Annotated in this window: 17 protein-coding genes, 1 tRNA gene and 1 pseudogene; 10 read left to right on the forward strand and 9 right to left on the reverse strand. The window is 53.4% G+C overall.

The features are described from left to right. Window positions 1–85: 85 nt before the first annotated feature. Window positions 86–1,270, reverse strand: coding sequence for an ABC transporter substrate-binding protein (locus tag Q1A43_RS08315; RefSeq protein WP_299922220.1), 1,185 nt, complete (start codon window positions 1,268–1,270; stop codon window positions 86–88). 225 nt (window positions 1,271–1,495) lie between these two features. Between Q1A43_RS08315 and Q1A43_RS08320 the strand changes: the two genes are divergently transcribed. Together Q1A43_RS08320 and Q1A43_RS08325 are read left to right on the forward strand one after the other, a co-directional pair. Then, complete coding sequence (locus tag Q1A43_RS08320; protein WP_299934104.1) at window positions 1,496–2,527, forward strand: PQQ-dependent sugar dehydrogenase; 1,032 nt, start codon at window positions 1,496–1,498, stop codon at window positions 2,525–2,527. A gap of 80 nt (window positions 2,528–2,607) precedes the next feature. Continuing rightward, on the forward strand, window positions 2,608–3,027 hold the full coding sequence (locus tag Q1A43_RS08325; protein ID WP_299934107.1) for a hypothetical protein: 420 nt from the start codon (window positions 2,608–2,610) through the stop codon (window positions 3,025–3,027). Here Q1A43_RS08325 and Q1A43_RS08330 read toward each other — a convergent pair. Further along, window positions 3,024–3,521 (reverse strand): GNAT family N-acetyltransferase, encoded by a 498-nt coding sequence (locus tag Q1A43_RS08330; RefSeq protein ID WP_299934108.1) that lies wholly within the window; start codon window positions 3,519–3,521, stop codon window positions 3,024–3,026. The genes Q1A43_RS08325 and Q1A43_RS08330 overlap by 4 nt on opposite strands. Before the next feature lie 2 nt (window positions 3,522–3,523). Then, entirely contained in the window at window positions 3,524–4,534 is a 1,011-nt protein-coding gene (locus Q1A43_RS08335) for a GlxA family transcriptional regulator (RefSeq protein WP_299922228.1), read from the reverse strand. A 205-nt stretch (window positions 4,535–4,739) separates the two neighbouring features. On the opposite strand from Q1A43_RS08335, the gene Q1A43_RS08340 reads away from it, so the two are divergent. From Q1A43_RS08340 to Q1A43_RS08355, 4 genes are all read left to right on the forward strand, one after another. Continuing rightward, complete coding sequence (locus tag Q1A43_RS08340) at window positions 4,740–6,110, forward strand: class II 3-deoxy-7-phosphoheptulonate synthase (protein ID WP_299934110.1); 1,371 nt, start codon at window positions 4,740–4,742, stop codon at window positions 6,108–6,110. A 137-nt stretch (window positions 6,111–6,247) separates the two neighbouring features. Continuing rightward, a complete protein-coding gene (locus tag Q1A43_RS08345) occupies window positions 6,248–8,494 on the forward strand; it encodes a molybdopterin-dependent oxidoreductase (protein ID WP_299934112.1) in 2,247 nt (748 codons plus the stop codon). Window positions 8,495–8,756: 262 nt separating this feature from the next. Continuing rightward, a complete protein-coding gene (locus Q1A43_RS08350) occupies window positions 8,757–9,929 on the forward strand; it encodes an AGE family epimerase/isomerase (protein ID WP_299934114.1) in 1,173 nt (390 codons plus the stop codon). A gap of 292 nt (window positions 9,930–10,221) precedes the next feature. Continuing rightward, window positions 10,222–10,872 carry a response regulator transcription factor gene (locus Q1A43_RS08355; RefSeq protein WP_299934116.1) on the forward strand — a complete coding sequence of 217 codons (651 nt, stop codon included), beginning with the start codon at window positions 10,222–10,224 and terminating at the stop codon, window positions 10,870–10,872. On the opposite strand, the gene Q1A43_RS08360 is transcribed toward Q1A43_RS08355, so the two are convergent. Both Q1A43_RS08360 and Q1A43_RS08365 read right to left on the reverse strand, forming a co-directional pair. Then, window positions 10,842–12,521, reverse strand: coding sequence for a HAMP domain-containing sensor histidine kinase (locus Q1A43_RS08360; protein ID WP_299934117.1), 1,680 nt, complete (start codon window positions 12,519–12,521; stop codon window positions 10,842–10,844). The two genes, Q1A43_RS08355 and Q1A43_RS08360, sit on opposite strands and share 31 nt — an antisense overlap. Continuing rightward, a complete protein-coding gene (locus tag Q1A43_RS08365; protein WP_299934119.1) occupies window positions 12,518–13,816 on the reverse strand; it encodes an MFS transporter in 1,299 nt (432 codons plus the stop codon). The genes Q1A43_RS08360 and Q1A43_RS08365 overlap by 4 nt, the downstream gene beginning before the upstream one ends. A gap of 221 nt (window positions 13,817–14,037) precedes the next feature. Between Q1A43_RS08365 and Q1A43_RS08370 the strand changes: the two genes are divergently transcribed. Further along, the gene (locus tag Q1A43_RS08370; protein ID WP_299934121.1) at window positions 14,038–16,146 is read left to right on the forward strand and encodes an Ig-like domain-containing protein; all 2,109 of its coding nucleotides are present in this window, start codon (window positions 14,038–14,040) and stop codon (window positions 16,144–16,146) included. A 399-nt stretch (window positions 16,147–16,545) separates the two neighbouring features. After that, window positions 16,546–17,517 (forward strand): annotated as a pseudogene (locus Q1A43_RS08375) (IS5 family transposase). A 585-nt stretch (window positions 17,518–18,102) separates the two neighbouring features. On the opposite strand, the gene Q1A43_RS08380 reads toward Q1A43_RS08375, so the two are convergent. Then, window positions 18,103–18,177 (reverse strand) — tRNA-Asn (locus Q1A43_RS08380). A gap of 80 nt (window positions 18,178–18,257) precedes the next feature. After that, entirely contained in the window at window positions 18,258–19,172 is a 915-nt protein-coding gene (locus Q1A43_RS08385) for an MBL fold metallo-hydrolase (RefSeq protein ID WP_299934123.1), read from the reverse strand. 53 nt (window positions 19,173–19,225) lie between these two features. Between Q1A43_RS08385 and Q1A43_RS08390 the strand changes: the two genes are divergently transcribed. Both Q1A43_RS08390 and Q1A43_RS08395 read left to right on the forward strand, forming a co-directional pair. After that, on the forward strand, window positions 19,226–20,518 hold the full coding sequence (locus tag Q1A43_RS08390; RefSeq protein ID WP_299934125.1) for an ATP-binding protein: 1,293 nt from the start codon (window positions 19,226–19,228) through the stop codon (window positions 20,516–20,518). A 157-nt stretch (window positions 20,519–20,675) separates the two neighbouring features. Beyond that, window positions 20,676–20,945, forward strand: coding sequence for a hypothetical protein (locus tag Q1A43_RS08395; RefSeq protein ID WP_299922254.1), 270 nt, complete (start codon window positions 20,676–20,678; stop codon window positions 20,943–20,945). Window positions 20,946–20,948: 3 nt separating this feature from the next. Here Q1A43_RS08395 and Q1A43_RS08400 read toward each other — a convergent pair whose 3' ends face one another. Beyond that, complete coding sequence (locus tag Q1A43_RS08400) at window positions 20,949–23,159, reverse strand: PAS-domain containing protein (RefSeq protein ID WP_299922256.1); 2,211 nt, start codon at window positions 23,157–23,159, stop codon at window positions 20,949–20,951. A gap of 11 nt (window positions 23,160–23,170) precedes the next feature. Beyond that, complete coding sequence (locus Q1A43_RS08405) at window positions 23,171–24,352, reverse strand: FIST N-terminal domain-containing protein (RefSeq protein ID WP_299934127.1); 1,182 nt, start codon at window positions 24,350–24,352, stop codon at window positions 23,171–23,173. Window positions 24,353–24,358 lie beyond the last annotated feature (6 nt).

The following is a 24,358-nucleotide window of genomic DNA, read 5'->3' on the forward strand; positions in this document are numbered from 1 at the left end:
TTCCCCCCATAGGAGTGCGCAAATGCGCTCACCAGAATGCAAGAACAGCCCGGAAAATCCGGGCTGTTCCACTAAAAGTCGCGTATTATTTATACTCGACAGTTTCGAACTTCGACGCTTTCACTTCGTAGTGACGGTACGAACCTGCGGCCTCACCCGGGCCGATCAGCTCAACGCCAGTTGCGCCGACATAGTCGATTTCACCGCCACCAGCGAGGATTTCAAGCGCTTTGCCCAATTCACCCGGCATGATTGGCTCACCCGGAGCGTTGGCAACGTTCAGCAAGTTGGCTGCAACAGCCGCCGAAGAGGCCTCACCACCAGCTGCCATTGCCAGAGCAATCAGAGCCGCCGCGTCATAGGATTCACGGGTGTAGGAGGATTCGGCGTTCAGATCGTTGTCTGCCGCCAGCTTGGTGAAGATTTCGGTGCCTTCGCCCTGCGCCCAAGGAACGGTCCCGAAGGTGCCTTCCATGTCTGCGCCAAGGTCAGCCAGCAGGGAGTCACCATACATGCCGTCACCCATCAGATAAGTGTCGAATGCGCCGGTGTCGATCGAGGCTTGGATGATGCCTTTGCCGCCCTGATCGGTGTAGCCAAAGACCGCCAACAGGTCGCCGCCAGCAGATGCCAGAGCGCCGATTTCAGCCGAATAGTCGGCTTTGCCGTCTTCGTGAGGTGCCGTCAAAGTGACTTTGCCGCCATTGCCTTCGAAGGCCGCAACAAATGCATCGGCCAAACCTTTGCCGTAGTCATTGTTGGTGTAGGTCACGGCGATTTCGCCAACGCCCTTGTCCTTCAGGATTTCGGCCAGAACTTCACCCTGACGGGCGTCGGACGGCGCGGTGCGGAAGAACAGGCCGTTGTCTTCGGCGGAAGACAAAGCAGGCGATGTCGCAGAAGGCGATACCATTGGAACGCCGTTTGGAACCGCAACGTTGGATAGGATCGCGCCGGTTACGCCGGAACAATCCGCGCCCATGATCGCTACAACACCATCAGATGTGATCAGGCGTTCAGCAGCGGCCGTGGCAGCAGCAGCGTCAACACAGGTGCTGTCGGCGCGAACCGGAACAAGGGTGTCGCCGTTCAGGAACTTGCCGCTGTCGTTGACTTCTTTGAGCGCCAGCTCAGCAGCGCCGCCCATCATTGGTGTGATCGATTCAATTGGGCCAGTGAAACCCAAGATGATACCGACCTTGACCTCATCAGCCGAAACGGCACCCGCGGTCAGTGCTGTGGCCGCAGTGGCCAGAAGCAGCTTTTTCATAACTCATCTCCCTTATTGGATCTTATGATCATATCGGAGCCTAAGCGGGCGACGCTCAAAAGAAAAGTGCATTTTGGAAACATTGTCGACAATATGTATCTTATATTTGGACCTTGTTTTTGAGACCTCAAACAACAGTTAATGAGACGGAGGGTCGTCATGTTCAACTTTGGTTTTTCTCGCTTATTCGCAATTGGTTATGTTGCAATCCTATGCGGTGCACCTATGCAAACTGCTGCGCAGCAATACGATTTTGAGTTGATTGCAGAAGGGTTTGACACCCCTTGGGCGTTTGGATTTTTGCCAGATGGCTCCCTTCTCGTGACCGAGCGGGATGGAAAATTGTTGTATTTGTCAGGCGCTAACCGAGTCGAAGTTTCCGGTTTGCCCGAGGTAGAGACAGACGGGCAGGGCGGGCTATTGGACGTTTTGATTCCGCGCGATTTCAACAAAACGCGCGATATTTACTTGACCTATGTGGTCAAACAGGGCTGGCGGGGGGCGGGCACCGCTTTGATGCGCGGAACGCTATCCTCAGATGGTCAGCGTCTCGACAATGTCCAAACCCTGTTTGAAATGTCCAAAGGGTCAAGCGGTGGTCGTCATTTCGGGTCTCGTCTGGTTGAAGCACCGGATGGGTCTTTGTTGATGACACTTGGCGACCGCGCTGATCGTGACAGCGCGCAAGACCTGTCGCGCCATAACGGATCAATCTTGCGACTGGATCGAAACGGCAAGCCGGCCGCGGGAAACCCTTTTGTCGGCGCCGCCACTGCGCAACCCGAAATCTGGAGCTTTGGGCATCGCAATCCGCAAGGGTTGGCGGTTGATCCCGAGGGACAGCTTTGGGCGGTCGAACATGGCGCACGGGGTGGCGATGAACTAAACAAGCTCACGGCCGGGGCAAATTTTGGCTGGCCGGTCATTTCCTACGGCGTGCATTACAGTGGTTTCAAAATTGGCGAAGGCCAAGAGAAAGACGGGATGGAACAGCCCGAGCATTATTGGGACCCATCAATTGCCCCGTCTGGATTGGCCTTTCACGATGGGCGCGGCAAGGCGGAATGGGCGGGGGATGCTTTTGTCGGCTCGCTGAAATTTGACTACATCGCCCGCATGTCTGGAAAACCGATGCTCGAAGTTGAACAGATTTCAGGCCCTGAAACCGAACGGGTGCGCGATGTACGCCAAGGGCCAAACGGTGCGATTTGGTTTTTGAGTGTTGGAAACGGGGCACTTTTTCGGATTGCCCAATAGGTCGATAGACAGGAATGGTAGTTTCCACACCGATCTGATCATGTCAGTATTATACCATATTGATTGTATTGGAGGCAAAGATGCGTTTTCAGAACCTGGTTGCAGGGGCGATGTTGTGCTTGGCGTCGGCCGTTTCTGCACAAGAAAATGAACCTATTTTCGACACTTACGAGTCCATGCGTGCCGAAATGGACCGTTTGATGGTGACCCGTGACATTCAAACATTGATGTTGAGTTTTGGTGGCGGTGACGAGATGACACCACAACAGCTCAACCAATTAGATGTCCAAGTAGAGCAGCTTTATCCGGTTGATTTTCAAAATGTTGCGGTCGTTCGCAAGGGGAATTTGCAGGGCGGGTTTCATCAAGAACTGTTGGCCTATTGGACGGGCACCTTCTATATCTACGCCTATGTTTTGTACCATGACCGTGGCAGTGATGTTGTCTCGGTGAATTTCCGGTTCAACTCTGACTTTTCGGCTTTGAACAGCTTATTCTAAGGCCGCGTTAGGCTATAATAAGCTGTGTCACACCATTCGGTTTCGCCATAGAGAAAGTTCTTTTCGGCGAAACCAACACGTTCAAACCCTTGCTTTTCCAGCACTTTGATTGACCCAAGATTGCGTGGGTCCAACTCGGCTGTTACTTTATCGGCCTCGGGAAACCGTTCAAAAACCCTTGGGATTATTGTGCTCAAAGCTTCGGTAACGAGGCCACGCCCCCAAAGATCGGGGTGCAGGATATAGCCGATTTCAAACCGTCTCCACATCCCGGCTTTGCCAACACAGACCCCGTCAACCTCAAGGATGTACTCTTCGCGATTGTTGAGATCAGAGGCGATAAAATGATCGAGAAACCGCTGTGTCTGATCCATATCCTGATGCGGCGGACGGTCCCAATAGCGCATGGCGCGGGGGTCGGAAAAAACCGCGTGCAGTGGTTCCAAATCTTCGGGAACCGCTGCGCGCAATAAGAGCCGACCTGTCTTGATCACGGTCAAACAGAGAGGCGTGACGCATGGGCTCCACGCTCACGATACGGGGTGGTTTCATAGTGGGACCGGTAGCATTTTGAAAAATGCGATGGCGAAGCAAACCCACAGGCCAAGGCGACGTTGATCACGCTCATGTCCGTTTGCATCAACAGGTTGCGTGCTTTTTGTAGACGCAATTCCATATAATATCGTTTTGGTGAACGATTCAGATAGCGCCGAAATAGCCGTTCAAGTTGACGCGTCGACATCCCAACATCTTTGGCCAAAATCGACGGGCTTATCGGCTCTTCGATGTTGGCTTCCATCATCTGGATCACTTGGCTGAGCTTGGGGTGACGCACACCAATGCGGGTGGGAACCGAAAGCCTTTGGGTGTCTTGATCGGTCCGGATCGAGTTGTAAATTTGCTGATCAGCCACGGCCGAAGCCAGATCTTCGCCATGATCGGTCGCGATAAGTTGCAAGAACAGGTCAATCGAGGACGTTCCGCCAGCGGTCGTCAACCGGTTCCCATCAATCGCAAAAACAGACTTCGTAAGCTCTACATCTTCGAATTCTTCGGAGAAACTATCCTGATTTTCCCAATGGATGGTTGCCTTCTTTCCATCAAGCAACCCTGCCTTGGCAAGAGAGTAGGCCGCCGTACACAAGCCGCCAACCGAAACACCTTTGCGGGTTTCGCGGCGCAGCCAATTCAGCATCTTTTTGGTTGTGGCCTGCTGAACATCGGCCCCGCCACATAAGATAACTGTGTCATCTCGATGCAGGTCTTCCAATTGACCATCGGTTTGAAGGCCGATCCCCGTGGAGCTTTGAATGATTCCACCGTCTTCGGAAATGACCGACCAACTATAGAGTTCCTTGGCCGACATACGGTTAGCCAAACGCAAACAATCCACCGCTGCCGCAAAGGACAGCATGGTGAAATTATCAAGTAAAACAAAGACAAAGCGCCTTGTTTTGCCGGACGTGGACGTGAGGTCCAACACAGGTCGTTGCGGCGACGGGAGCATTCAGCGGCTTCCTTCTATCTGCGCGGTGGGGCCCGGTGTGTCGGGTGATGCAGACCAGATGGGCAGAATGCGTTAAATCCGTCAAGACATGTCGGAAAAAACCAACGCGTCGGGCGGCTCTGGTCAGGGTGATCGGGATTGGTTACAAGGGGCGCTGTTAACGCTGACTCACTGCAGCGATGCGATATAAAGCGGAGAAATTTCCATGACCGAATGGCAGAAATCGAACTGGCGTAACAAGCCGCGGGTTCAGATGCCGGATTATACCGACGCCGAGGCCCTGAATGCGGTTGAGGCGCAGTTGTCGCAATATCCGCCGTTGGTTTTTGCCGGTGAAGCACGTCGGTTGAAAGACGAGCTTGGTGCGGCCGGGCGCGGCGAGGCGTTCTTGCTTCAGGGGGGCGATTGCGCTGAAAGCTTTGAACAATTTAGTGCCGACGCGATCCGTGACACCTTCAAAGTCATGCTACAAATGGCGATTGTTTTGACCTACGGTGCCAAGGTGCCGGTGGTCAAAGTGGGTCGTATGGCGGGTCAGTTCGCCAAACCACGTTCCGCGGCGACGGAAACCGTTGATGGTGTTGAGCTGCCAAGCTATCGCGGTGACATTATCAACGAGCTGGCCTTTACGCCGGAATCCCGCATCCCCGACCCAAAGAAAATGCTTCAGGCCTATACGCAGGCGGCGGCGACGCTCAACTTGCTGCGCGCCTTTTCGACCGGTGGTTACGCGGACGTGCATCAGGTGCACGCTTGGACGCTTGGCTTTGTCGAGGGCGACAAATCTGCCCGTTACCGTGAAATGGCCGGCCGTATCGGCGACACGCTCGACTTTATGAAAGCGGCGGGTGTCACCTCTGATCGCCTGCATTCGCTGCAAACTGTTGATTTTTATACCAGCCATGAATCGCTTTTGCTGGAATATGAAGAGGCGCTGACCCGTCTTGATTCGACATCTGGCAAGTGGCTGGCTGGCTCTGGTCACATGATTTGGATCGGTGACCGCACCCGTCAGCCCGATGGCGCGCATGTTGAATTCGCCAGTGGTGTGTTGAATCCTGTTGGCCTCAAGTGCGGCCCGACGACCACTGCAGAAGACCTCAAGGTTTTGATGTCCAAACTGAACCCCGAAAACGAAGAGGGCAAATTGACCCTGATCGCGCGCTTTGGCGCAGGAAATGTCGGGGAACATCTGCCACGTCTTGTCAAAGCGGTTCAAGAAGAAGGTGCCAACGTCACTTGGGTTTGTGACCCGATGCATGGCAATACAATCAAATCGGCCACCGGGTTCAAAACCCGTCCGTTTGAATCGGTTCTACGTGAGGTTCAGGATTTCTTTGGTGTCCACAATGCCGAAGGCACCGTTCCCGGTGGTGTGCATTTTGAAATGACGGGTCTAGACGTGACCGAATGCACCGGTGGTGTTCGTGCGGTTACCGAAGAGGACCTGTCGGATCGCTATCACACAGCCTGTGACCCACGTCTGAACGCCTCTCAATCGCTCGAACTGGCCTTCCTTGTGGCCGAAGAGCTGACCAAGCGGCGAAACAATGACAAGGCAGCTGCGTCCGCCTAATCGGCGAAACCAACTGTAACATAAAAAGTGAACGCTCCTGCCGGGAAATCGGTGGGAGCGTTTCGTTTTGGGGCTGGTCAATGTGTCAATTGCTTCGCAAAACTTGCGCCTAGCATGGATCGCAGGGAACAAAGCGCGTGGCACAAGACAATTCGATTGTTACCAAAGTAACCTCAAGCCATTGGGGTGCGTTCGAAGTTGACGTGCAGGATGGCAAAATCATCGCCACCCGCCCGTTCAAGGCCGACCCCAATCCGACCGACATTCCCCAAGCCGTTCCGGCGGCCGTTCATCACAAGTTACGTGTCGCGCGACCATCAATCCGCCGGGCCTGGCTCGAGAAGCGGGATAGGGCAGGGCGCGGCGACGGTGACTATGTCGAATTGCCTTGGGATGAGGCCCTGGATATCGCCGCGGCCGAAATTGATCGCATTCGCAAAACCCACGGCAATGAGGCTATTTATGGCGGGTCGTATGGCTGGAGCTCAGCCGGCCGTTTCCACCATGCCCAAAGCCAAGTTCACCGGTTTCTTAACAAAATCGGCGGCTATGTCTCGTCGTTTGGAAGTTATTCAACTGGATGCGCGCAAGCGATTATGCCCCATGTTTTGGGCACGCCGTTCCTCCAGTACACTTATGACTGTCAAGACAGCTGGCAAACCATTGCAGATCATACCGAAACGCTCGTTATGTTTGGCGGGATTAACCCGAAAAACGCCCAAGTCAGTATGGGTGGCATCACCGAACATGATACCAAAACCTGGTTTGATGTGTTTGCCGACAAGGGGATGCGATGCATTAACATTGGCCCCCAACGTACTGATAGTGTTGATGGTTGCGACTGGTTGAAATGTAGGCCAGCCACGGACACCGCTCTGATGTTAGCGCTTGCCTATGTCCTCGAAGACGAAGGGCTCACCGATCAGGCGTTTTTGGAAAACTACACGACTGGGTTTGAACGGTTTTTACCCTATCTAAAAGGCACGAGTGACGGTGTCGCAAAAACGCCGGAATGGGCAAGCGGGTTATGCGGAGTTGCCCCGGACTCTATTCGCGAACTAGCTCGTCGTATGGCGAAAACCAGGACGTTGATCACCCTGTCTTGGTCGTTGCAGCGTGCCGAACATGGCGAGCAGCCCTATTGGATGTCTGTGGTTCTTGGCGCAATGCTCGGTCAGATCGGCTTGCCCGGCGGCGGGGTCGGCTATGGCTATGGGGCAATTGGTGGCATCGGAAAATCGATGCGAGCTATGAGCGGTATGACCTTGGATCAAGGACAAAACCCAATCAAAACCCAAATCCCTGTGGCGCGAATTGCAGACATGCTTTTGAACCCTGGCGTGCCTTATGATTTTAATGGAAAAACAGAGCCTTACCCAGATATCAAGCTGGTCTATTGGGCCGGAGGTAATCCGTTCCACCACCACCAAGATCTTAACCGGTTACACAAGGCGTGGCAGCAACCCGATTGTGTTATTGTCAATGAACCCTGGTGGACAGCCACCGCCAAACGGGCCGACATCGTGTTTCCGGCAACCACCCCGTATGAGCGCGAGGATATTGGCCGCTCAAGCATGGATGATTACCTGTTCAACATGCCCCAGATGATAGCACCACAAGGCCAAGCACGCGATGACTACGATATTTTTGTGGGCTTATCAGATCGCTTAGGGACTGAGCCGGCGTTTTCAGAAGGCCGGTCAGGCGAGGAATGGCTTAGAACCCTCTATCAAGAATACGAAAATCGGTCTGATGTGTCAGAAATACCTGTTCCGAATTTTGATCAACTCCGAAAACAAAACTGGATTCACCTTCCTATAAAGAACACCAGCCATACGACGTCACAGCTCGCGCGTTTTCGACAAAATCCTCGAGAACACGCGTTGAAAACACCATCCGGAAAAATCGAAATCTTCTCTGAAACGATCGAACGGTTTAACTATACGGATTGTGGTGGTCATCCGATGTGGTTGCCGCCGTCTGAATGGCTTGGAGACGCAAGCGATAAGGCCCCTTTGCACCTTGTTTCGCCACAACCCGGAGACAAGTTGCACAGCCAATTGGAGGCGGCTTTGCAAGATGTTGAAGGGGCACGGCCCGAAACAATTGTCATGAACCCAGAGGATGCTGCTAAACGCGGCATCGAAACAGGTGAAATCGTTCGGGTATTCAATTCACGCGGGGCCTGTCGCGCCCGGGCATTGGTGAGTGGCGATATTGTTCAAGGCGTCGTCGCGCTCCCCACTGGGGCATGGTACGGCGAGGCTCATGATAACATTGATAAAAATGGAAACCCAAATGTCTTAACCTTGGATGTTGGGACCTCCAAACTTGGTCAGGGAAGCAGTGCTCATACTGCTCTTGTCGACGTTTCCTTGTTGTAGTGCATGGATTTTTTCGGGCGACTGATTGTACAGCATGAGCCGCTAAATATGGAAAGCTGTAGACCTGGGCCGTTGTGCTTCGTTGTCCACCCCTTTTGAGTTCAGTGCAAATAGCATGGATCTACGATGTACGGGTGATGCGCGACGTCGCGACTATCTTGCTGACAATGGTTTTGATCTTGCTGTTGATTATTGTCTTTGCGAACAATGCGTTTTGGTTTCCCAAGAAATTAAGCCCGACAGGTTCAAGTAAGGCCACCCTATGACAAAAGATGCAAAGTATTGGTCGGAGTGGTTTTGGCGGGGATTTTTTGCCAACTGGGTCACGCAGGTTCAAGACAATCAAGGCGGTGTATTTGATGCACTCGATGCTGAGGGCAAACCAGATTTGAAGTCTGGAAAATCGCTTCTTGCTCAGGCACGTGCGCTTTTCACTTTCTCGTATGTTGCGCTGTTATCCGGAGATAAGGTGCTCACCGAGGTTGCCCGGAAGCAATTGTTTTTTATTAATAAATTCGAAAAAGAACCGGGCTTGTTTCGATGCAATATGACCCGAGACGGAACTCCGACTGGCAACCAAGAGGATGAAGTCGCTCGCAGTTATGACCAGACCTTTGTCATTTTGGGGTTGGTCACATGGAACAAGCTTTCACCATCAAAAGAGGCGACGGTTCGGATTGATGCGTGTTGGGAAGCTATTGAAACCCAGCTAACCGATCCCGCGACTGGTCTGCTCCTGAACGACGATAGCGGAATAGAAACGGGCCCTGCACAAAACCCCCATATGCACCTCTATGAGGCATGCTTGCAGGCTTTTCGCATGACAAACGAAACCGTCTGGCTTTCGCGTGCGGCGGGTTTGCGCAACGTCGGGCTGCGGTTTTTCATGAATGATCACAGTGGCAGTGTTGCTGAATTCCTAACGCACAACTTAGAGCCTTTGCCGGGTAGGGCTGGCCAACGGCGCGAGGTTGGGCATCAATGCGAATGGGCTTGGCTGATGTTGGAAGAGGCCGATCTTTCTGAGGATTCCCGTCTGCTTGCGCCGGCCGAACATCTCTTTAGATTTGCCGAAAAATATGGTTTTTCTCAAGACGGCCCCTTGAAGGGGGCTGTTTTTGATGCCGTTTCGACAGAGGGGAAAGTTGTTGAAAACACGTTTCTCTTGTGGCCTCAAACCGAAGCAATCAAAATATTGTCGATGCGTCACAAAGCTGGTGATCCTTTGACCGGTGAGCGCGCGCAAAATTTGCTTTGTCTTGTGTTCCAGCGTTGGTTCGAACAGCATCCATATTTTTGCAATCAACTGGATGCTGATGGTCTTGTCGTTTGGGATGAGTCCCTGACACGCCTTATGTACCACCTAATTTTGGCGTTGCTAGAGGGGTCAAAGGCCGGGTTGTGGCCTGAAATACCGAAGAAAATAGTGTCGTGATTATTTCGGTTGAGGTGTTCTTAAAAGGCCAAGTGAGATCTCCAAAATCGAAAGTTTCTCCTGCAAGGTAACCGATCTTTGGAAAACTGGTACGTGCGGACATGGGGTAGCGCTTGTCGGTACAGAGCTACAAGCTCAACCGGACATCATTTGTTTATTTATGATCAACCTGTTGGGCTCAACGTTGTTGAACAAAAATGTCACACCCAATAGTAATGAAATAGTACTTTGCACGATATACCGTTTACGACGGCAATTGGTTCAAGCGTATGACTGAGTGAGGTGAAAAGAATTGGAAAGCCGACCGATCCGCTTGGCCATAATTGATGACCATGCCATTTTCTTACAGGGGCTTTTCTATGTGTTTGAAAGGTCGCCTTTGGACCTTGATGTGCGGAGTTTCACGACGGCCACTGACTTTCTACAAGAAACCGACAATGGCCAAACCTGGGATGTGGTGATTACCGACTTGGCCATGAAACCCTTCAATGGGATTGCGCTGATCGGAGCGTTGCGGGCAAGAAACATTGGCGTTCAAGTGATCGTTTTATCCGCATCCGAAGATGCTATCACCCGCACCAACGCCCAAATGGTCGGGGCGTTTCGTTTTGTTCACAAGTCTTGTGAAGAACATGTTTTGCTCGACGCGATCACCGCTGCTTTTGCAGAAGGGCCGTTACCAGCCAAGTCAATTGAGAATGGAGCACGTCGCACGATGTTTCAATCCGATGGAACAGACACGGTGGTTCGGCCAAAACTTGGCCCACAGCAGCAACGTATCCTGTCAATGATGGCGGAAGGTTCTACCAACAAGGACATTGCCCGCGCCCTTACCATTAGCGAGAACACCGTCAAAACCCACGCCAAAACGATCTTTCGGGAGCTCTCTGTAGGAACCCGCGCCGCAGCGGTTCAAAGAGCACGCGAATTGGCGTTGTTCTGAAGCGATCGCTCCAATGCGCGCCGTAATTCTATTTCCCGTCTGGGCAGTTCAATCGTGTCTTGGGTCCAGCTTTGCGCGTCCGTATTTGCGGCCCGCAAAAGGCGCGTTGTCGGGGCGAATTGGCGTAGGTCACCAATCTCTTCAGGAGAAAATGTTTGGCCCGCGGCTGGGTCAAGCACGATCAAATCCGGCACTTGCCCCAGAACCGTGATCGCTTCGGCCGCATCTTCACAGGTATCCGCATGGGCAAATTTCCAAACCCAGGACGAGACCAAATCCGCCCATGCGCCCATAGTTGGGAGGGTCTCCTGCCCAACAACCAGTACGAAGGCTTGTTCCTGTGGCGTCTCAATTTGCACCCTCGGCAGTCGAAGCGTCACTTGCGTGCCTTTGGTTTCGCTGGATTTGATCTCAAATGTGCCGTCAAGCTCATGGGCGAGTTGCCGTACAATGCCCAGCCCCAAACCGCGGCCACTGTGGGTCGCTGGCAAATCTTCTCCTTGGCGCACCGCTTGAATTTGGTCCTGTGTCATACCTGGGCCTTGGTCGGTGACTTGCCAGAGGCTCTCGGTGTCGGTCGCATAAACCGTCAATCGTACCGCGCCACCAGAGGCCCCATATTTTACCGCGTTGCTTAGAAAATTTCGAAGAATACGCTCAAGCTTGGGGCGGTCACTTTCGATGACATCCAAATCAACGTCCACGGTGAAATCGCAGCCTTCGGCGGCAAATTGCGGGCGATATTCATCGTCCAACTGAGCCACCAAATCCGCCACGTCGATCTCAGCCTGCGCCGGTTCTTGGGCGGGCTGCTCCACATTCGAGAGTTCCTCAACCAGCGCTTCTTGGCTAATCAACGCAAGGCGGATTTGGCGCACGAGAACCGCTTGTTCCGGTGAACTGGCTTGGCGATCCATCTCGGCCAAGAAATTTCGCAGGGCCAATAGGGGCTGGGCCATGTCATGTCGAATAGCTTCCAAAGATCGTTTGGCCGCTCGTTGATGCTTGGCGGCTTCGGCAAACTCTTCCAGTGCTTTTTCAGCCTGACGGCTGACCAATTTGGCCGCTAGCGCATCGCGTGTCTTTTGACTGGCCGTTTTGTTGGTGGTGAAACAGAAGCTCAAATAAAACAGGATGAACCCACCATAAATGCGAAGGACGCCATCCATCGTAAACAAGAGATACAGGCCAAAGGGTAGCAAAGAGCATACAGCAATAGCGAGGTAACCCGGGCGATACACGGTCCCGGCCATGACCCCGCCTGCGGTGATCGAGGTCAAAAACAAACCCGCCAAAAACGTCTGAAGCTCTGATGTCGGGCTGGCCAGCTCGATCGCACCTTTTGCCCAGAGCAATCCGGTGCAGGCAGAGATTACGATGTGCCCGATCAGATATTGGTCGACCTGTTTTGGGGTGTCGTCTGAGTGCAACCAAAACCGGGCGTATAGTATCGTGATCGCGACCATAACCGAAGCAAGGCAGGTCCAGATCAAAGCCTCTCGATAGAGATGCACAGAGGCAAGGCTAATTGCGATCAATGCGATCAGAATAAAGACAGATCTGGCAGAGCCATGCGCCCGCTCTCGTAACAAGCGCGCTTCTTCGGCCCGGATTTCGACCGAAGTTGGTGGAACGAATGCTTGGCTCATGATGCTGTGGCGGCCTCAGTCAAATCATCCGACTGGAACCATAAATACCCAGCAACGGCCAACCTAAGCACGCCCGGTAGCCCGGTAAAAAAGAATAAGAGCAGGCCAATAGACTCGGGACCATCTGCGCCGGATTTATCGAAACCGGCCATCCCCAAAATAGGAAAGGCAATCCCCATAGGCGCAACAAAGGCCATTTTTGAGGCCGCGTTTTTCAAAGCCAAATAGCTGGCCGCTCTTGGGTGGCCGCTGTCGGCTTCGTCGCGCGCAACGATATCTGCAAGCATTGAGGTCGGCATGACCGCATCGCAGGTCATACAGGCCCCAAGGCCAACGCAAATCGCTTGCATCATGACTGTGTCTCCGACCCCAACGGCGTAGCAGGCCGACAAAACACCGGTGCAAATCATGATGGCACATGCCCAAGTTTTGCGCTTGCCGATCTTTTTGGAAAGCAGAATCCAAAGCGGTACAAAAAAGGCGGTTCCTACTAGCAACAGCAAGAACATCTGACCCACCATAGCGGGGGCCTTCAGAACGTGTGTGACAAACAAAACCAGAAGACCGACCGTCATGGCGTTGGCCGCTTGAACGGCAAAAAACACGATCATTAGCTTGCGAAACGCACGCTCTTGCAGGCAGTTGCGCCATGCGGTCCACGGGCTCATTCGGGTTTGGACAACCGGATGTGTCCGTCGCGGGGCCCATATGAAGAACACTGCCAATGCCACGGGCATCGTTATCAAAAAGGCCAACGCCAACGTCGCCAAGGATACCCCCATCTGTGACCCGATGATGAGCGGAGCCAATGAGGCGGCCAATGCGCCCAATATCTGAAACACGGCCTTGGTGCCGGCCAGAACCGAACGCTCGTGCACGTTGGGAGAAATCTCTAGGCCGATGCTGGAGTAGGGCACATCAAAAGCGGTTACAAAAAGCAGATATCCGGAAACCACACAGAACAGGTAAATTGGGCCAACCGCATCTTGCGGGGCGAGCAACAACCAAGCAAATAGCAAAACACCGGGGAAGGATAACACCATCCATGGCACCCGGGGACCGCGTGCTCCGCCGGTTCGGTCGCTGAGCGCTCCGATCAATGGATCCGTAAACACATCGAAAAACCGACCAAACATAAAAACGGCACCTACAACCGCCAGTCCGAGCCCCATGTCTATTGCGTAGAAGGTTGGCACAAAGCTTACAACCGCGAAGCTAACCATGGCCAAAGGTGCGCTTAGAGCGCTGAAACAGACGAGCTGCCAGCCGCTCATAATCCGATCGGTAGTTCCCATTATTCTCCCCAAGTCGTTGAGACCATTTTGGACGCATTGTTGTTTCCAAGGAAACAACTTTCTGTTTCGCTCTTAACAATCACCCGTTTGGGTGATTGTCGCTCATACCCTCAACTCATTAAAACTAGCTTGTTTTTGCGCGATTTTCCTCTGTTTGGGTGCGCGCGAAGGCTTGGGGAAGGAGCGCGAAAGCGGTCCAAAGGCAATATTGGAGGGTCATCATGGGATATCGCGGTCGCGGTCACAAGAGAAATACGGACAAGGAAGTTGATGCATCAAGCGCGTCGCATGGGAAATTCATCCGGACGCACCGTGGTGACGATGACGTCACTGGCTCTGACCATGGTGACTATATCTTTACCGGACGTGGCGACGACACTGTGGAAGGGGGCGGTGGAAACGACGTGATGTTTGGTGGCCGGGGGCAGGACACTGCGGTCTTTTCCGGCTCAGTGTTGGACTATAAAGTTCTTAGTTTCGGATGCGGGCGTTGGAACCTTGTCCAAGGAGCGGATGGTTGCGATCTTCTGCATAGCTTTGAAATCTTGCAATTCGACGACTTCACACTGGATTTGAGGTCCAACAACGACCCACTGGTGATCCTACGGGATGACGGTCTGGAAACCTCTCAGGGCGAGGCGCTGAGTTTTCAGGTGGATTTCTATGATATCGACGGGTCCTCGGTTGAGCTGGTTTCGGCGAGCGTTACCGGCAATGGCACATTGACCACCCAAGACAGCGGTGTCAGCCAGGTTGGTCAGATCGGCGTCGGTGGAGGCACATCCGTGTCATTTGAGCCGGGCAACGCCTATGACAGTCTCGGCGCCGGTGAGAGCATTACAGAAACCGTCACCCTGGTGATTTCGGATGGTCAAGGCGGTTCCACGACCGTGACCTACGACATTACCATAGAGGGTCAGAATGACGCCCCTTTAGCCTTGGCGGTGTCGGCGACCGCGTCCGAAGACGCCGCGACCGTTGTCGTTTCCGAATTTAGCGACATCGACACCAACGACAGCCATAGTTTCACCATTGATACAACAGACACACGTGGCGTGGTTACAAACAACGGCGATGGCACATTCGGGTACGATCCAACCACCGCCTTCGCCACTCTCGGCGCTAGTGAAACTGCGACGGATACCTTCCTTTATACGGTTGCTGACGGCAATGGCGGCGTCGCCACCGAGACAGTAACCATCACCATTCAGGGGCAAAATGATGCTCCGGTGGCCATGGCTGTTAGCGACACCGCTGACGAAGATGGCCCCGCGATCACCATTTCAGCGGACGTCTCGGACGTAGATATTTCTGATATCCATACGTTCAGCGTCGATACCACAGACACGCTCGGCGTAGTTACAAACAACGGAGACGGCACCTTTGCCTACGCCGCAAATGGCGTCTTTGACTATCTCTCTGATGGCGAGACCGCGACTGACGCGTTCACCTATACCGTAGATGACGGCAATGGCGGGATTGATACTGAAACTGTCACCGTAACCATAACAGGTCAAAACGATGCGCCCATTGCAGGCGCGGTGACAGGAACCGTTGGCGAAGATTCACAGGTAGCCGACTCCGATAGCGTCGGAGCCTATACGATCCCAAATGCCGGTCGTTTCTATGTCTATGATTTCGATACGGGCACCGCGACTACGATTCCGCGCGACGGCGGGCAAAACAACAATTTTGACCAGATCGCCGCACAATATCTAAGCGATGGCAATGGCGTGATCGTGCAACCGAACCCCAATAACTCGGGTTGGGGGTTTGCAGGCCAAGTGTACGTGGACGGTGCAGCAGAAGCAATTGCTCCTACCGATTGGGTCATAAACGGGGGGAACGGTGCCGTTGATGTGTCGGGCCCGCAGTGGATTGGGTTTGCCGACAATAACCAAAGTATCGATAGCATTGAGCTGAACATTGACGGGCTTGATCTTGGCAATGGCGTCACAGTGGATGCGCATATTTCGGTTGGCCCGCTGAATTACGAATACTTGCGGACCGATGATCTGCGCGTGGATGGGGTTCAGTTCAGCTCAGCGCTGAATGGACCAAGTCCCTCGGTCACGGTGGCGGCGGAATTTGCCGATCCTGACAGCGATGCTTTTGTGTTCACGATTGATGACAGCAGTACCCTTGGTGACGTCATCAACAATGGCGATGGTACATTCACCTATTCCGCTAATGGTATGTTCGAGTATTTGGACAGCGGAGAGACCGCGACCGACACCTTTGCCTACACAGTAGACGACGGCAATGGAGGTTTGGACACGGCAATCGCCACCATCATCGTAACGGGATCGGATGATATTCTATTTGCCTAAGTGACAAGGACAATTTTGCTGGCAGGCGCCAAATAATGGTGCCTGCTTTAACCGTTTTTACGGGTGTATCGGCATCTAATACAGCCGTCTTAAGGGAGTAATGAAAGACAATCGCGCCCTGACGATTGAATGCATTTTTGAATGGCAACTCCAGGACGCTTGATCTTTGTCTTGTGGTGTCAAAAATCTAGTTTGGACGGACAGCACCAAAAACTGCGAGATTTTCGCGACAATCTCTTTCGAGTTCAGGGCACGCCTCGTACGACTGAACTAAAACCATCCAATGTAATTTGCGTCCCACATTTGGCTACGTTTTTATACAATTGGAGCAGACTGGCTTTGTCGCATAAATCGGTTGGGGGGATTCATGTTGCGAATCTAGCGTGATAGCCAACGGTCATGAGAAGCTGGGCACCAACGACTTACAAGACCAAGAACTGGTCAGACTATAATCGAGTTTTGAAACAGCGCCGTTCCCTATCAATCTGGTTTCTTGCTGAGATGATTTGGGAAGCCGAACGTTCTGATCGCCGAGGACGGCAGCAAGCCTATAGCGACGCTGCAATCCAAGCATGCCTGACCTTTAAGGTTATGTTCAGTTTGCCTCTGAGACAAACGACAGGGTTTGAAGAAAGCATGTTTGAGTTGGTTGGGTTGAGTTGGACGGTTCCAGACTTCAGTACGCTGTGTCGTGGCCAGAAAACCCTGACGGTGAACATTCCATATCGTGGCTCAGGAGGCCCCTTGCATCTCTTGATCGATAGTACAGGTGTCAAGGCTTAGGGCGAAGGTGAATGGAACGCACGCGCATCGTGGCTCCAAATGTCGCTTGTGGTCTAAGAAACACATTGGGATAGATGAGAAAACGCTGGAATTACTTGCAGTTGAGGTCACGAGTAGCAGCATTGGTGATGCACCCATGTTTCCTGACCTGTTCGATCAGATCCCGCCCGACCAAGAGATTGCCAGTGTCACGGCCCCTTCTCGGCAGATCGCTGCGCAATCTGCCTGCCGGGCAATGGATTGGGCTAACGACACGCGCAAATGCCAACACGCCATCGCAACGCGAAAGGCCCATGCCGTCATTCCACCGCGTAAGTACGCTAAGCTGTGTAAGCCCGACTCCTCGGGAGCAAAGGCGCGAAACGAAGCCGTCCGAGCATCAAAATATCTGGGTCGCGCGTTGCTGAAGAAAGTTACCGGATACCACCGCCGAAGTCGCGTTGAGGCAAAATGAATTTTGTGAATCTGCTCGGTCAGTGCGTCTCCGCGCGTGACTTCGATCAACAGGTCGCGGACATCCAGATCCGTTCTGCGATCCGCAACGGCTTCACTGCGCTTGGCATTCCCAAGACAGAACCCGTAAGATAAATCCGTCCGGTGTGAGGGGACGTCTGACCTCTATGTGATTTGTTCAACAAAACCGACAAGCCACCGAAGAGGATGCGGCCAAACCCAGCTTTTCCAGCGTTCTGAATAGATGCCTTCAGCACAGGAGTATTTGCCTCGACGTTCAGTGAGGTGAAGGCTGGGCCTTCTAGCGCGATTTTCTCGCCTCGGCACCGCCGGTCAGCCACTGACCAGTAGCGAACAAGGCACTCATGAGCGCCAATCTCTGCAGCCACTTCTTGCGCTGACTGCCCATCTTCTTGGATGCACCGCGTAGCTTACCGTTTCAAATCGTTGGGCCAGAAATTTTTCCGGCCGCCGACTTGCTAACTTAGTAACCCCAAAGCTTGTGCTCCGCCATTCACGCGTCCTGTTTTTCGCCAAACGCCTGAAACTCTCATAGCTTTATGGGATTAGGGGGGGGAAGGGCCAGATGCAGCGCTTGCGCTTCACCGCTGTGGTGCCGCAACTGGCATCGGGAGCGAGCCGATTGCGATACAAGCGGGAGCTTGTGATTTGATAGAAAACAAAAAAGCCCTCGAGCCGTTAAGACTCAAGGACTTTTTATGGCTCCGGCGGTAGGGATCGAACCTACGGCCAATTGATTAACAGTCAACTGCTCTACCGCTGAGCTACGCCGGAATATGTGGGGGTGTATAGCTACGAGAATTTCGGGCGTCCAGAGGGATTTTGAACAAAATGAAGTTTTTTTTCACCTTGGACTAAATCCGACGAAAAACAGCAGTTTCCGACAATTCTGAAACCGGTTCGATGAAGGATTTATCCATGAGATCAATGAGGTGCGCCAAAACGTTGCGTGACGCAGCAGGAAGCAATGCCTCTGGAGTTTCGGTGTAAATCATCCGAGCTAACCGTTGGGCGTTTGCCGGACCGGCTGCCAAGCCTTCAAGGATTGAAGACTCGCGCGCCATGCGATGCGCCAAGAGTTCTTGAACTCGGGCGTTGGGCGTGGTGATGGGGGCGCCGTGGCCGGCGTGAAAGGTGTCCCAGCTGGTCCTATCAAGCCTTTGCAAGGAGGCCATGAACCCCCCAAGATCACCATCGGGGGGCGAAACCAAAGAACTGGCCCAACCCATTACAAGGTCACCAGAGAACAAAACATTATCCCAAGCAAAACAAAGGTGATTGGCCATGTGACCGGGCGTGTGTAACGCCCGCAAGCTCCAATCTTTGCCTTTGATGACTTGATCGTCTGACAGGTGGATATCAGGGGCAAATGCCTGATCGACGCCTTCTCCACCTCCGACGCACCCGGAAAGAGCCAAACGTGTCATCGTTTTGCTGCGACCATCTTCTGCCCGGCCAAAGGCCAAAACTGGCGCATCAACACGATTGGCCAGCGGACTCGCCAAAGGGGAATGGTCAAGATGGGCATGGGTGACAAATATGTGGGTGATTTTTTGCCCCGGTAGGACCGCAGATTCGATTGCCTGAAGGTGGGCGGGGTCATCGGGGCCGGGATCGATAACAGCCAACTCGGAGGTGCCCAACAGGTAAGTGTTTGTACCGCGAAACGTCATCGGTGAGGGATTTGGTGCCAGAATGCGACGCAAGCCCGGCGAAAGGTCTTCTGCAACTCCAACACTCGGTTTGAAATCAGGTTGAGGATCTTGCATCGTTTGTCCTTTTCGCGATGGTAGCGCCGCGTGGCTTTGGGTAGGCTTATCTCATGTCGTTCAAATGGCTCAAACAATATATGCCGCGCAGTTTGTATGGGCGGGCCGCATTGATCCTGGTTTTACCGGTGGTCACGCTACAATTGGTTGTTTCGGTCATCTTTATTCAGCGCCATTTTGATGACGTGACCCAGCAAATGAGTCGTGAGTTGGCACGCGCTACCAATTTGGCGCTGAGCCTGTCCAACTCTCAAGTTGACGCATTAAAACAACTCGATCTGGAAATTTCTGTGGTGGACGAAAGCGTCGTTCCCGCGGAAGATATTCGGCGCTGGTATGACTTTACCGGAGTAGTGGTGATCCGCGAGCTGAACCGGAAAATTCCAGGGTTACAGCGTGTCGCCTTGCCCGATGACGGGGTGGTTGAGCTCTATATCCGGCGTGACGACACCTTATTCCTCGTCGAAACGAGCCGGGGCCGTGTTTCAGCGACCAACCCGCACCAATTACTTGTTAATATGGTGTTTTTTGGTGTTTTAATGACGTTGATTGCGTTCTTGTATCTTCGCAATCAACTGCGTCCGATCACACGCCTTGCAACCGCGGCCGAGGCCTTTGGTCGTGGGCGTCACGAAGTCTATTCGCCGTCAGGTGCCGTAGAAGTTCGCGCCGCAGGCAGTGCCTTTGTCGACATGAGGGCGAGAATCGAACGTCATATCGAACAGCGCACTATGATGCTGTCCGGTGTCAGCCATGATTTGCGCACGCCAATCACACGGTTGCGTTTGGGATTGTCACTTTTGGAGGAAGAGGACCGTGCGCCGCTAGAGCAAGACGTTGAAGAGATGCAGCTTTTGATTGATTCCTTTCTGGATTTCGCACGAGGGGACGCACAAGACGCTGAAACCGAGCTTGTTGACCCATTCATGTTGGTCACCGACATCGTCCAAGACGCTCAGCGCACCGGGCAAGATGTTGAAATTGCCGAACTGGAAGGTGATGGCGAGGTGCGATTACGCCCGAGGCCCATGCGTCGCGCCGTGGAGAATCTTGTGGGCAATGCCCGTCGATATGGTTCGTGCTGTCGTGTGTCGGTTTTTCTTTCGGCCAAGGCGTTGCGCATTCGGGTTGAGGATGACGGCCCTGGAATTCCCGCAGAGGAACGTGAGAGAGCGATGCGTCCCTTTGTACGGCTTGACCCGGCGCGCAACCAAGATCGCGGGTCCGGTGTTGGGCTGGGTTTGGCGATTGCCGCCGATATTGCCCGAGCGCATGGGGGCGTTTTGCGTCTAGGTGAAAGCGCCGAATTGGGTGGGTTGCGGGCCGATATTGTTATTGGTCTGTAACATGGCCTTACGGAAGGCATTCGCTTAAAATTGCAGTGGATAGTCCGATTTTCGCCATGATCAAAACACGTAGTTGCACGGCTTGCCCGCCAAACAGATCTCTATCAGCCGCATCAATGCGCGGCACAGGATTTCTGTTCAAAAGGGAGACCCAAAGATGGGCATTACCGCATTTGTTACACTGGCCACACTGGGCTTAGCTGCTGTTCCCGACCATGCGCCTAAAGGCGAAGTATTGGCACAGGCCGTTCCGTTTATGTCGACGCAAGGAATTGTCGTGCCGCGCGGTGACGTGATGACTACGGCCAAAGGCTGCAGCTATCAGCGCACTCAGGCACCGGGCCATCCGCCACGCTGGATTTTGATTGTTAACCCGCAACGTCTTGGTCTGCCAAAGCCGCCAAGACGCTGTAGCGGAATGATGTAAGCATCAGTTGGATGCAGTTGCGACCGCATCCAAAAATTCGCCAAGTTTGTGACGATCGAGCGGCTTTGGAAGCAGCTCGATCGCATGTTGTTTACAGGCTTGCTGGAGTTCGGGTGCGCGATCCGCTGAGATGACCGCACAGGGCAGGGCACCGTATCTATCACTAATCATCGTATATAGATCGATCCCCGTACCGCCGGGCCCCAATTGATAGTCAACCAGCAAAACATCCGGTGTAATTTCAATATCTTCCAGCAAAGACAGCGCGGAATTCGCATCATCGGCTTCAATGACATGAACCCCCCAAGCTTCGAGCATCACCGTTAAAGCGCGTCGGAGTTGCGTTTCGTTTTCGACCAGTAAAACTATAAGACCGGCTTGCGCTAATCCAACCGGGGCGGCGATACGGCGCGCGCTGGGTTTTTTGCTATCGGCACGGCCCGCGATCGGGACCGTCACCATGAAACAACTGCCCTGACCGGGAATTGATTTCAAATCCAAAGCGTGGCCCAACCGGGCACAAGCGCGTTCCACAATTGCAAGCCCAAGGCCCAAGCCTTCATTGGCGCTGGCATTGGGATCAAGTCGGCGGAACTCTTCGAAAATAGTTAACTGATCCTCTTCATCTATACCGGGTCCGGTATCCCAGACTTCTACTCGGGCAGACCCTCCAACGCGGCGAACGCCCATCAAAACCTTGCCAGTTTCGGTGTAGCGTACCGCGTTAGAAATCAGATTTTGGATAATTCTCCTGAAATACGCGGGGTCGGTTTCGACCATCAAATCCGATGGCACAAAGCGTAGAATCAACCCGTTTTCGGCGGCCAGAACCTCCATTTCATCGCGAAGACTGCCTAAAATGTCGCGCAAAGCGACAGTGCGCACGTCAAAGGTGATACCTTCATCCGAATCCAGTTTGGAAATATCAAGCAGAGCGTCGATGATTTGCCCGGCGCTTCCTAGAGCGGCATCAGCCTTGGATAAAACAGCCTGTTCGTGGGGTGTTTTCGACGTATCCGCAAGCGATGCAATGAACAGTTTGGCCGCTGACAAAGGTTGCAACAAGTCGTGACTGGCCGCGGCAACAAATCGGGACTTCGAGGCATTGGCCCGCTCGGCTGCGGCTAGGGCATCTTCCAATTCCATGGTACGTTCAACGACGCGCTGTTCCAGTATTTCGTTGATTTCAGCAAGCTTTTGGGCAGCTTCACGTTCGGCGGTAACGTCAGTAACGGAAATCACAAATCCACGATCTGGCATGCCGCGGCCAAAGATTTGCAACGTCATACCGCCGCCGCGTTTGATTTCAAAACTGATGGGTCCGCGTGGTCCTTCAGAATAAGCCCAGTGGAGAAATCCTTCGGGGCCAAGGCCGCGGGTAAAGACGATTTGTTCGTCCAACTGCTCAAGCAACCCGGAGAACGATACGCCCAATTGCAGGCGCCGGGCGGGCAGGGCGAGGAGGGCACCAATCTTGCGATTCCAGCCGACCAAACGCGCGTTTTCATCAAAGACGCAGACCCCTTGGTTCAAATGATCCAAGGTCGCGCGAATAACGCGGGTTTGTTTATCCTTAAGGCGGTCGCGCTCCTGACGTTCTAGACGGATCAAATCCGTCACATCGGTTTGCAAGACCACAGTGCCGCCATTGGCGGTCCGATGCTCTGAAACCTGCAACCAGCGATCCTTGACCAGCCGAACATTAAACATCACATGGCGGTCTTGATGGCGCCGCATCCGTTGCTCGGCCCAATTCTCGGGGCTTATCCCCTTGGGCAACGCAAGATGCGCGGACCGGCTAATATTGCGAACATAGTCTTGAAAGGGGAGTCCCGGATGAAGAAACCCCTCCACATCCTTGAAGTCACGACAAAAACGCGTATTGCTCATCACTAGGAAATCGGCCGGATCGAAGAGAGCAAACCCTTCGGAAACGGTTTCAATTGCATCGGCAAGGTTGCGACGTGCTGCCTCGGTATCATCATTGGCCTTTGCCAGCTGCGCGTTGGATTGGTGGAGTAAATCAAGCGTTTGCTCAAGCTCCAGAGTTCTTTCACGAACACGCTTTTCCAACAGTGCGGCGCGTTCAAATTGCGCGTAGGCGGCGCTTGATTGCTCGCTGCCGTATTCGACACGTTTCATCAACGCATCGGCGATCTTTAAAAGCTTCTCGTTCTGGCGCTCTAGGCTGTCGTCAGGATCAATCAGGGACATATTCTGTTGCGCTATTCTGAATCACGGGGTGTTGGGGGATAGATCGCCACACCGGTCAAGGTCTGGTTCACATGTAGACCGCCAATTTGCTCTCCATAGGTAGAAAAGCCAACAACGTTGTGACGCTGAAGAATATCCGAAATCTCACGGGTTTTTTGTTTTTGTTCCGCCTCGACCCGTCGCAACAGGCAATCACAGCCCAAAATGTGATCCGGGACACCGTCTACTCCGAATTTGGATAGGCCTTGTTCAAGATGACCGGCCATATCCTGATGGTTGGCCAGGGTAAGGACCATGCCTTCGTTAACGGCAGAAAAGAATACCAAGTCTCCGTTTTCATTCACCCTTTGGATCGCGCGCACGTGGTGGGTATCGCCAAGACGGACGACAACCGGGTAGGCCGCAAAGGTAAAAGCCGAGAGTTGGAAGGGGTCTTTGCCAGTCAGGCGAGCATATTCCTTGGCAGCAGGTTCCGCATTGATTTCATGCACCAGACGGTTGGCCGGGTCGGCACCGGTTACGACCATGCGGGTATCCGTTGGCACCAAGTGATCCAAGCTAAATACCCGCACGGGGCAATGGCTTCGGACCAACGCAACAACCGCTGCATTCTGGCGGATTGATCCGTTGTAAGATAGCCAGGTCTGACCAAACTCGGTCCCGTCGCCGGAGGAGCCACCAAACAGCGGCATCGCCCCAAGCCCGGACGCCAAAACACTTGTCAGCTTTTCTTCGCAAAGCGACAAACCATCGACCATCAAAAATGCAAATTCAGACACCATAGAACCGGCGCGATGATTGAGACCGAGACGTTGTTGGATCAAGGTGTCGACGATGTTTTGCTCGTCCATATTCCCAAGATCATCAATTACATAGGTCGAGGTGGCAAAATTCTCGGACGGAAAACCAACGGCAATGATTTGGCCGTCCTCGTAACCATTTTTGCCAAGCTCTCCGGCTGTCGTACAAGACAGGATTTCAGCGCCTTCAAAAAGGCCCTGTGCGGTGCCTGTGAGGGCACCAAAATCCGCGTCAGGAGAGGCAAACAAACATACCATTGAAAAAGGCCCGGACCCAAGCTGATCGCGTAGGGCGACCGCCGGGTTAGGGTCCGTTGCAGCAATCTGCGCGGTGCGCAGTGCTGGCGATCTGGTCAACTCCTCCTGAGCGGAGCCTTGCGTTGCTCCGTCCACTCTTTT

Origin of the sequence: uncultured Pelagimonas sp., from assembly GCF_947498515.1 — a bacterium.
Classification (GTDB): Bacteria; Pseudomonadota; Alphaproteobacteria; order Rhodobacterales; family Rhodobacteraceae; genus Pelagimonas.

Coding starts and splice junctions, on each gene's coding strand:
- Q1A43_RS08315 (WP_299922220.1), bottom strand. CDS start 1,270: ATGAAAAAGCTGCTTCTGGCCACTGCGGCCACAGCACTGACCGCGGGT.
- Q1A43_RS08320 (WP_299934104.1), top strand. CDS start 1,496: ATGCAAACTGCTGCGCAGCAATACGATTTTGAGTTGATTGCAGAAGGG.
- Q1A43_RS08325 (WP_299934107.1), top strand. CDS start 2,608: ATGCGTTTTCAGAACCTGGTTGCAGGGGCGATGTTGTGCTTGGCGTCG.
- Q1A43_RS08335 (WP_299922228.1), bottom strand. CDS start 4,534: ATGCTCCCGTCGCCGCAACGACCTGTGTTGGACCTCACGTCCACGTCC.
- Q1A43_RS08340 (WP_299934110.1), top strand. CDS start 4,740: ATGACCGAATGGCAGAAATCGAACTGGCGTAACAAGCCGCGGGTTCAG.
- Q1A43_RS08350 (WP_299934114.1), top strand. CDS start 8,757: ATGACAAAAGATGCAAAGTATTGGTCGGAGTGGTTTTGGCGGGGATTT.
- Q1A43_RS08360 (WP_299934117.1), bottom strand. CDS start 12,521: ATGAGCCAAGCATTCGTTCCACCAACTTCGGTCGAAATCCGGGCCGAA.
- Q1A43_RS08365 (WP_299934119.1), bottom strand. CDS start 13,816: ATGGGAACTACCGATCGGATTATGAGCGGCTGGCAGCTCGTCTGTTTC.
- Q1A43_RS08370 (WP_299934121.1), top strand. CDS start 14,038: ATGGGATATCGCGGTCGCGGTCACAAGAGAAATACGGACAAGGAAGTT.
- Q1A43_RS08385 (WP_299934123.1), bottom strand. CDS start 19,172: ATGCAAGATCCTCAACCTGATTTCAAACCGAGTGTTGGAGTTGCAGAA.
- Q1A43_RS08390 (WP_299934125.1), top strand. CDS start 19,226: ATGTCGTTCAAATGGCTCAAACAATATATGCCGCGCAGTTTGTATGGG.
- Q1A43_RS08395 (WP_299922254.1), top strand. CDS start 20,676: ATGGGCATTACCGCATTTGTTACACTGGCCACACTGGGCTTAGCTGCT.
- Q1A43_RS08400 (WP_299922256.1), bottom strand. CDS start 23,159: ATGTCCCTGATTGATCCTGACGACAGCCTAGAGCGCCAGAACGAGAAG.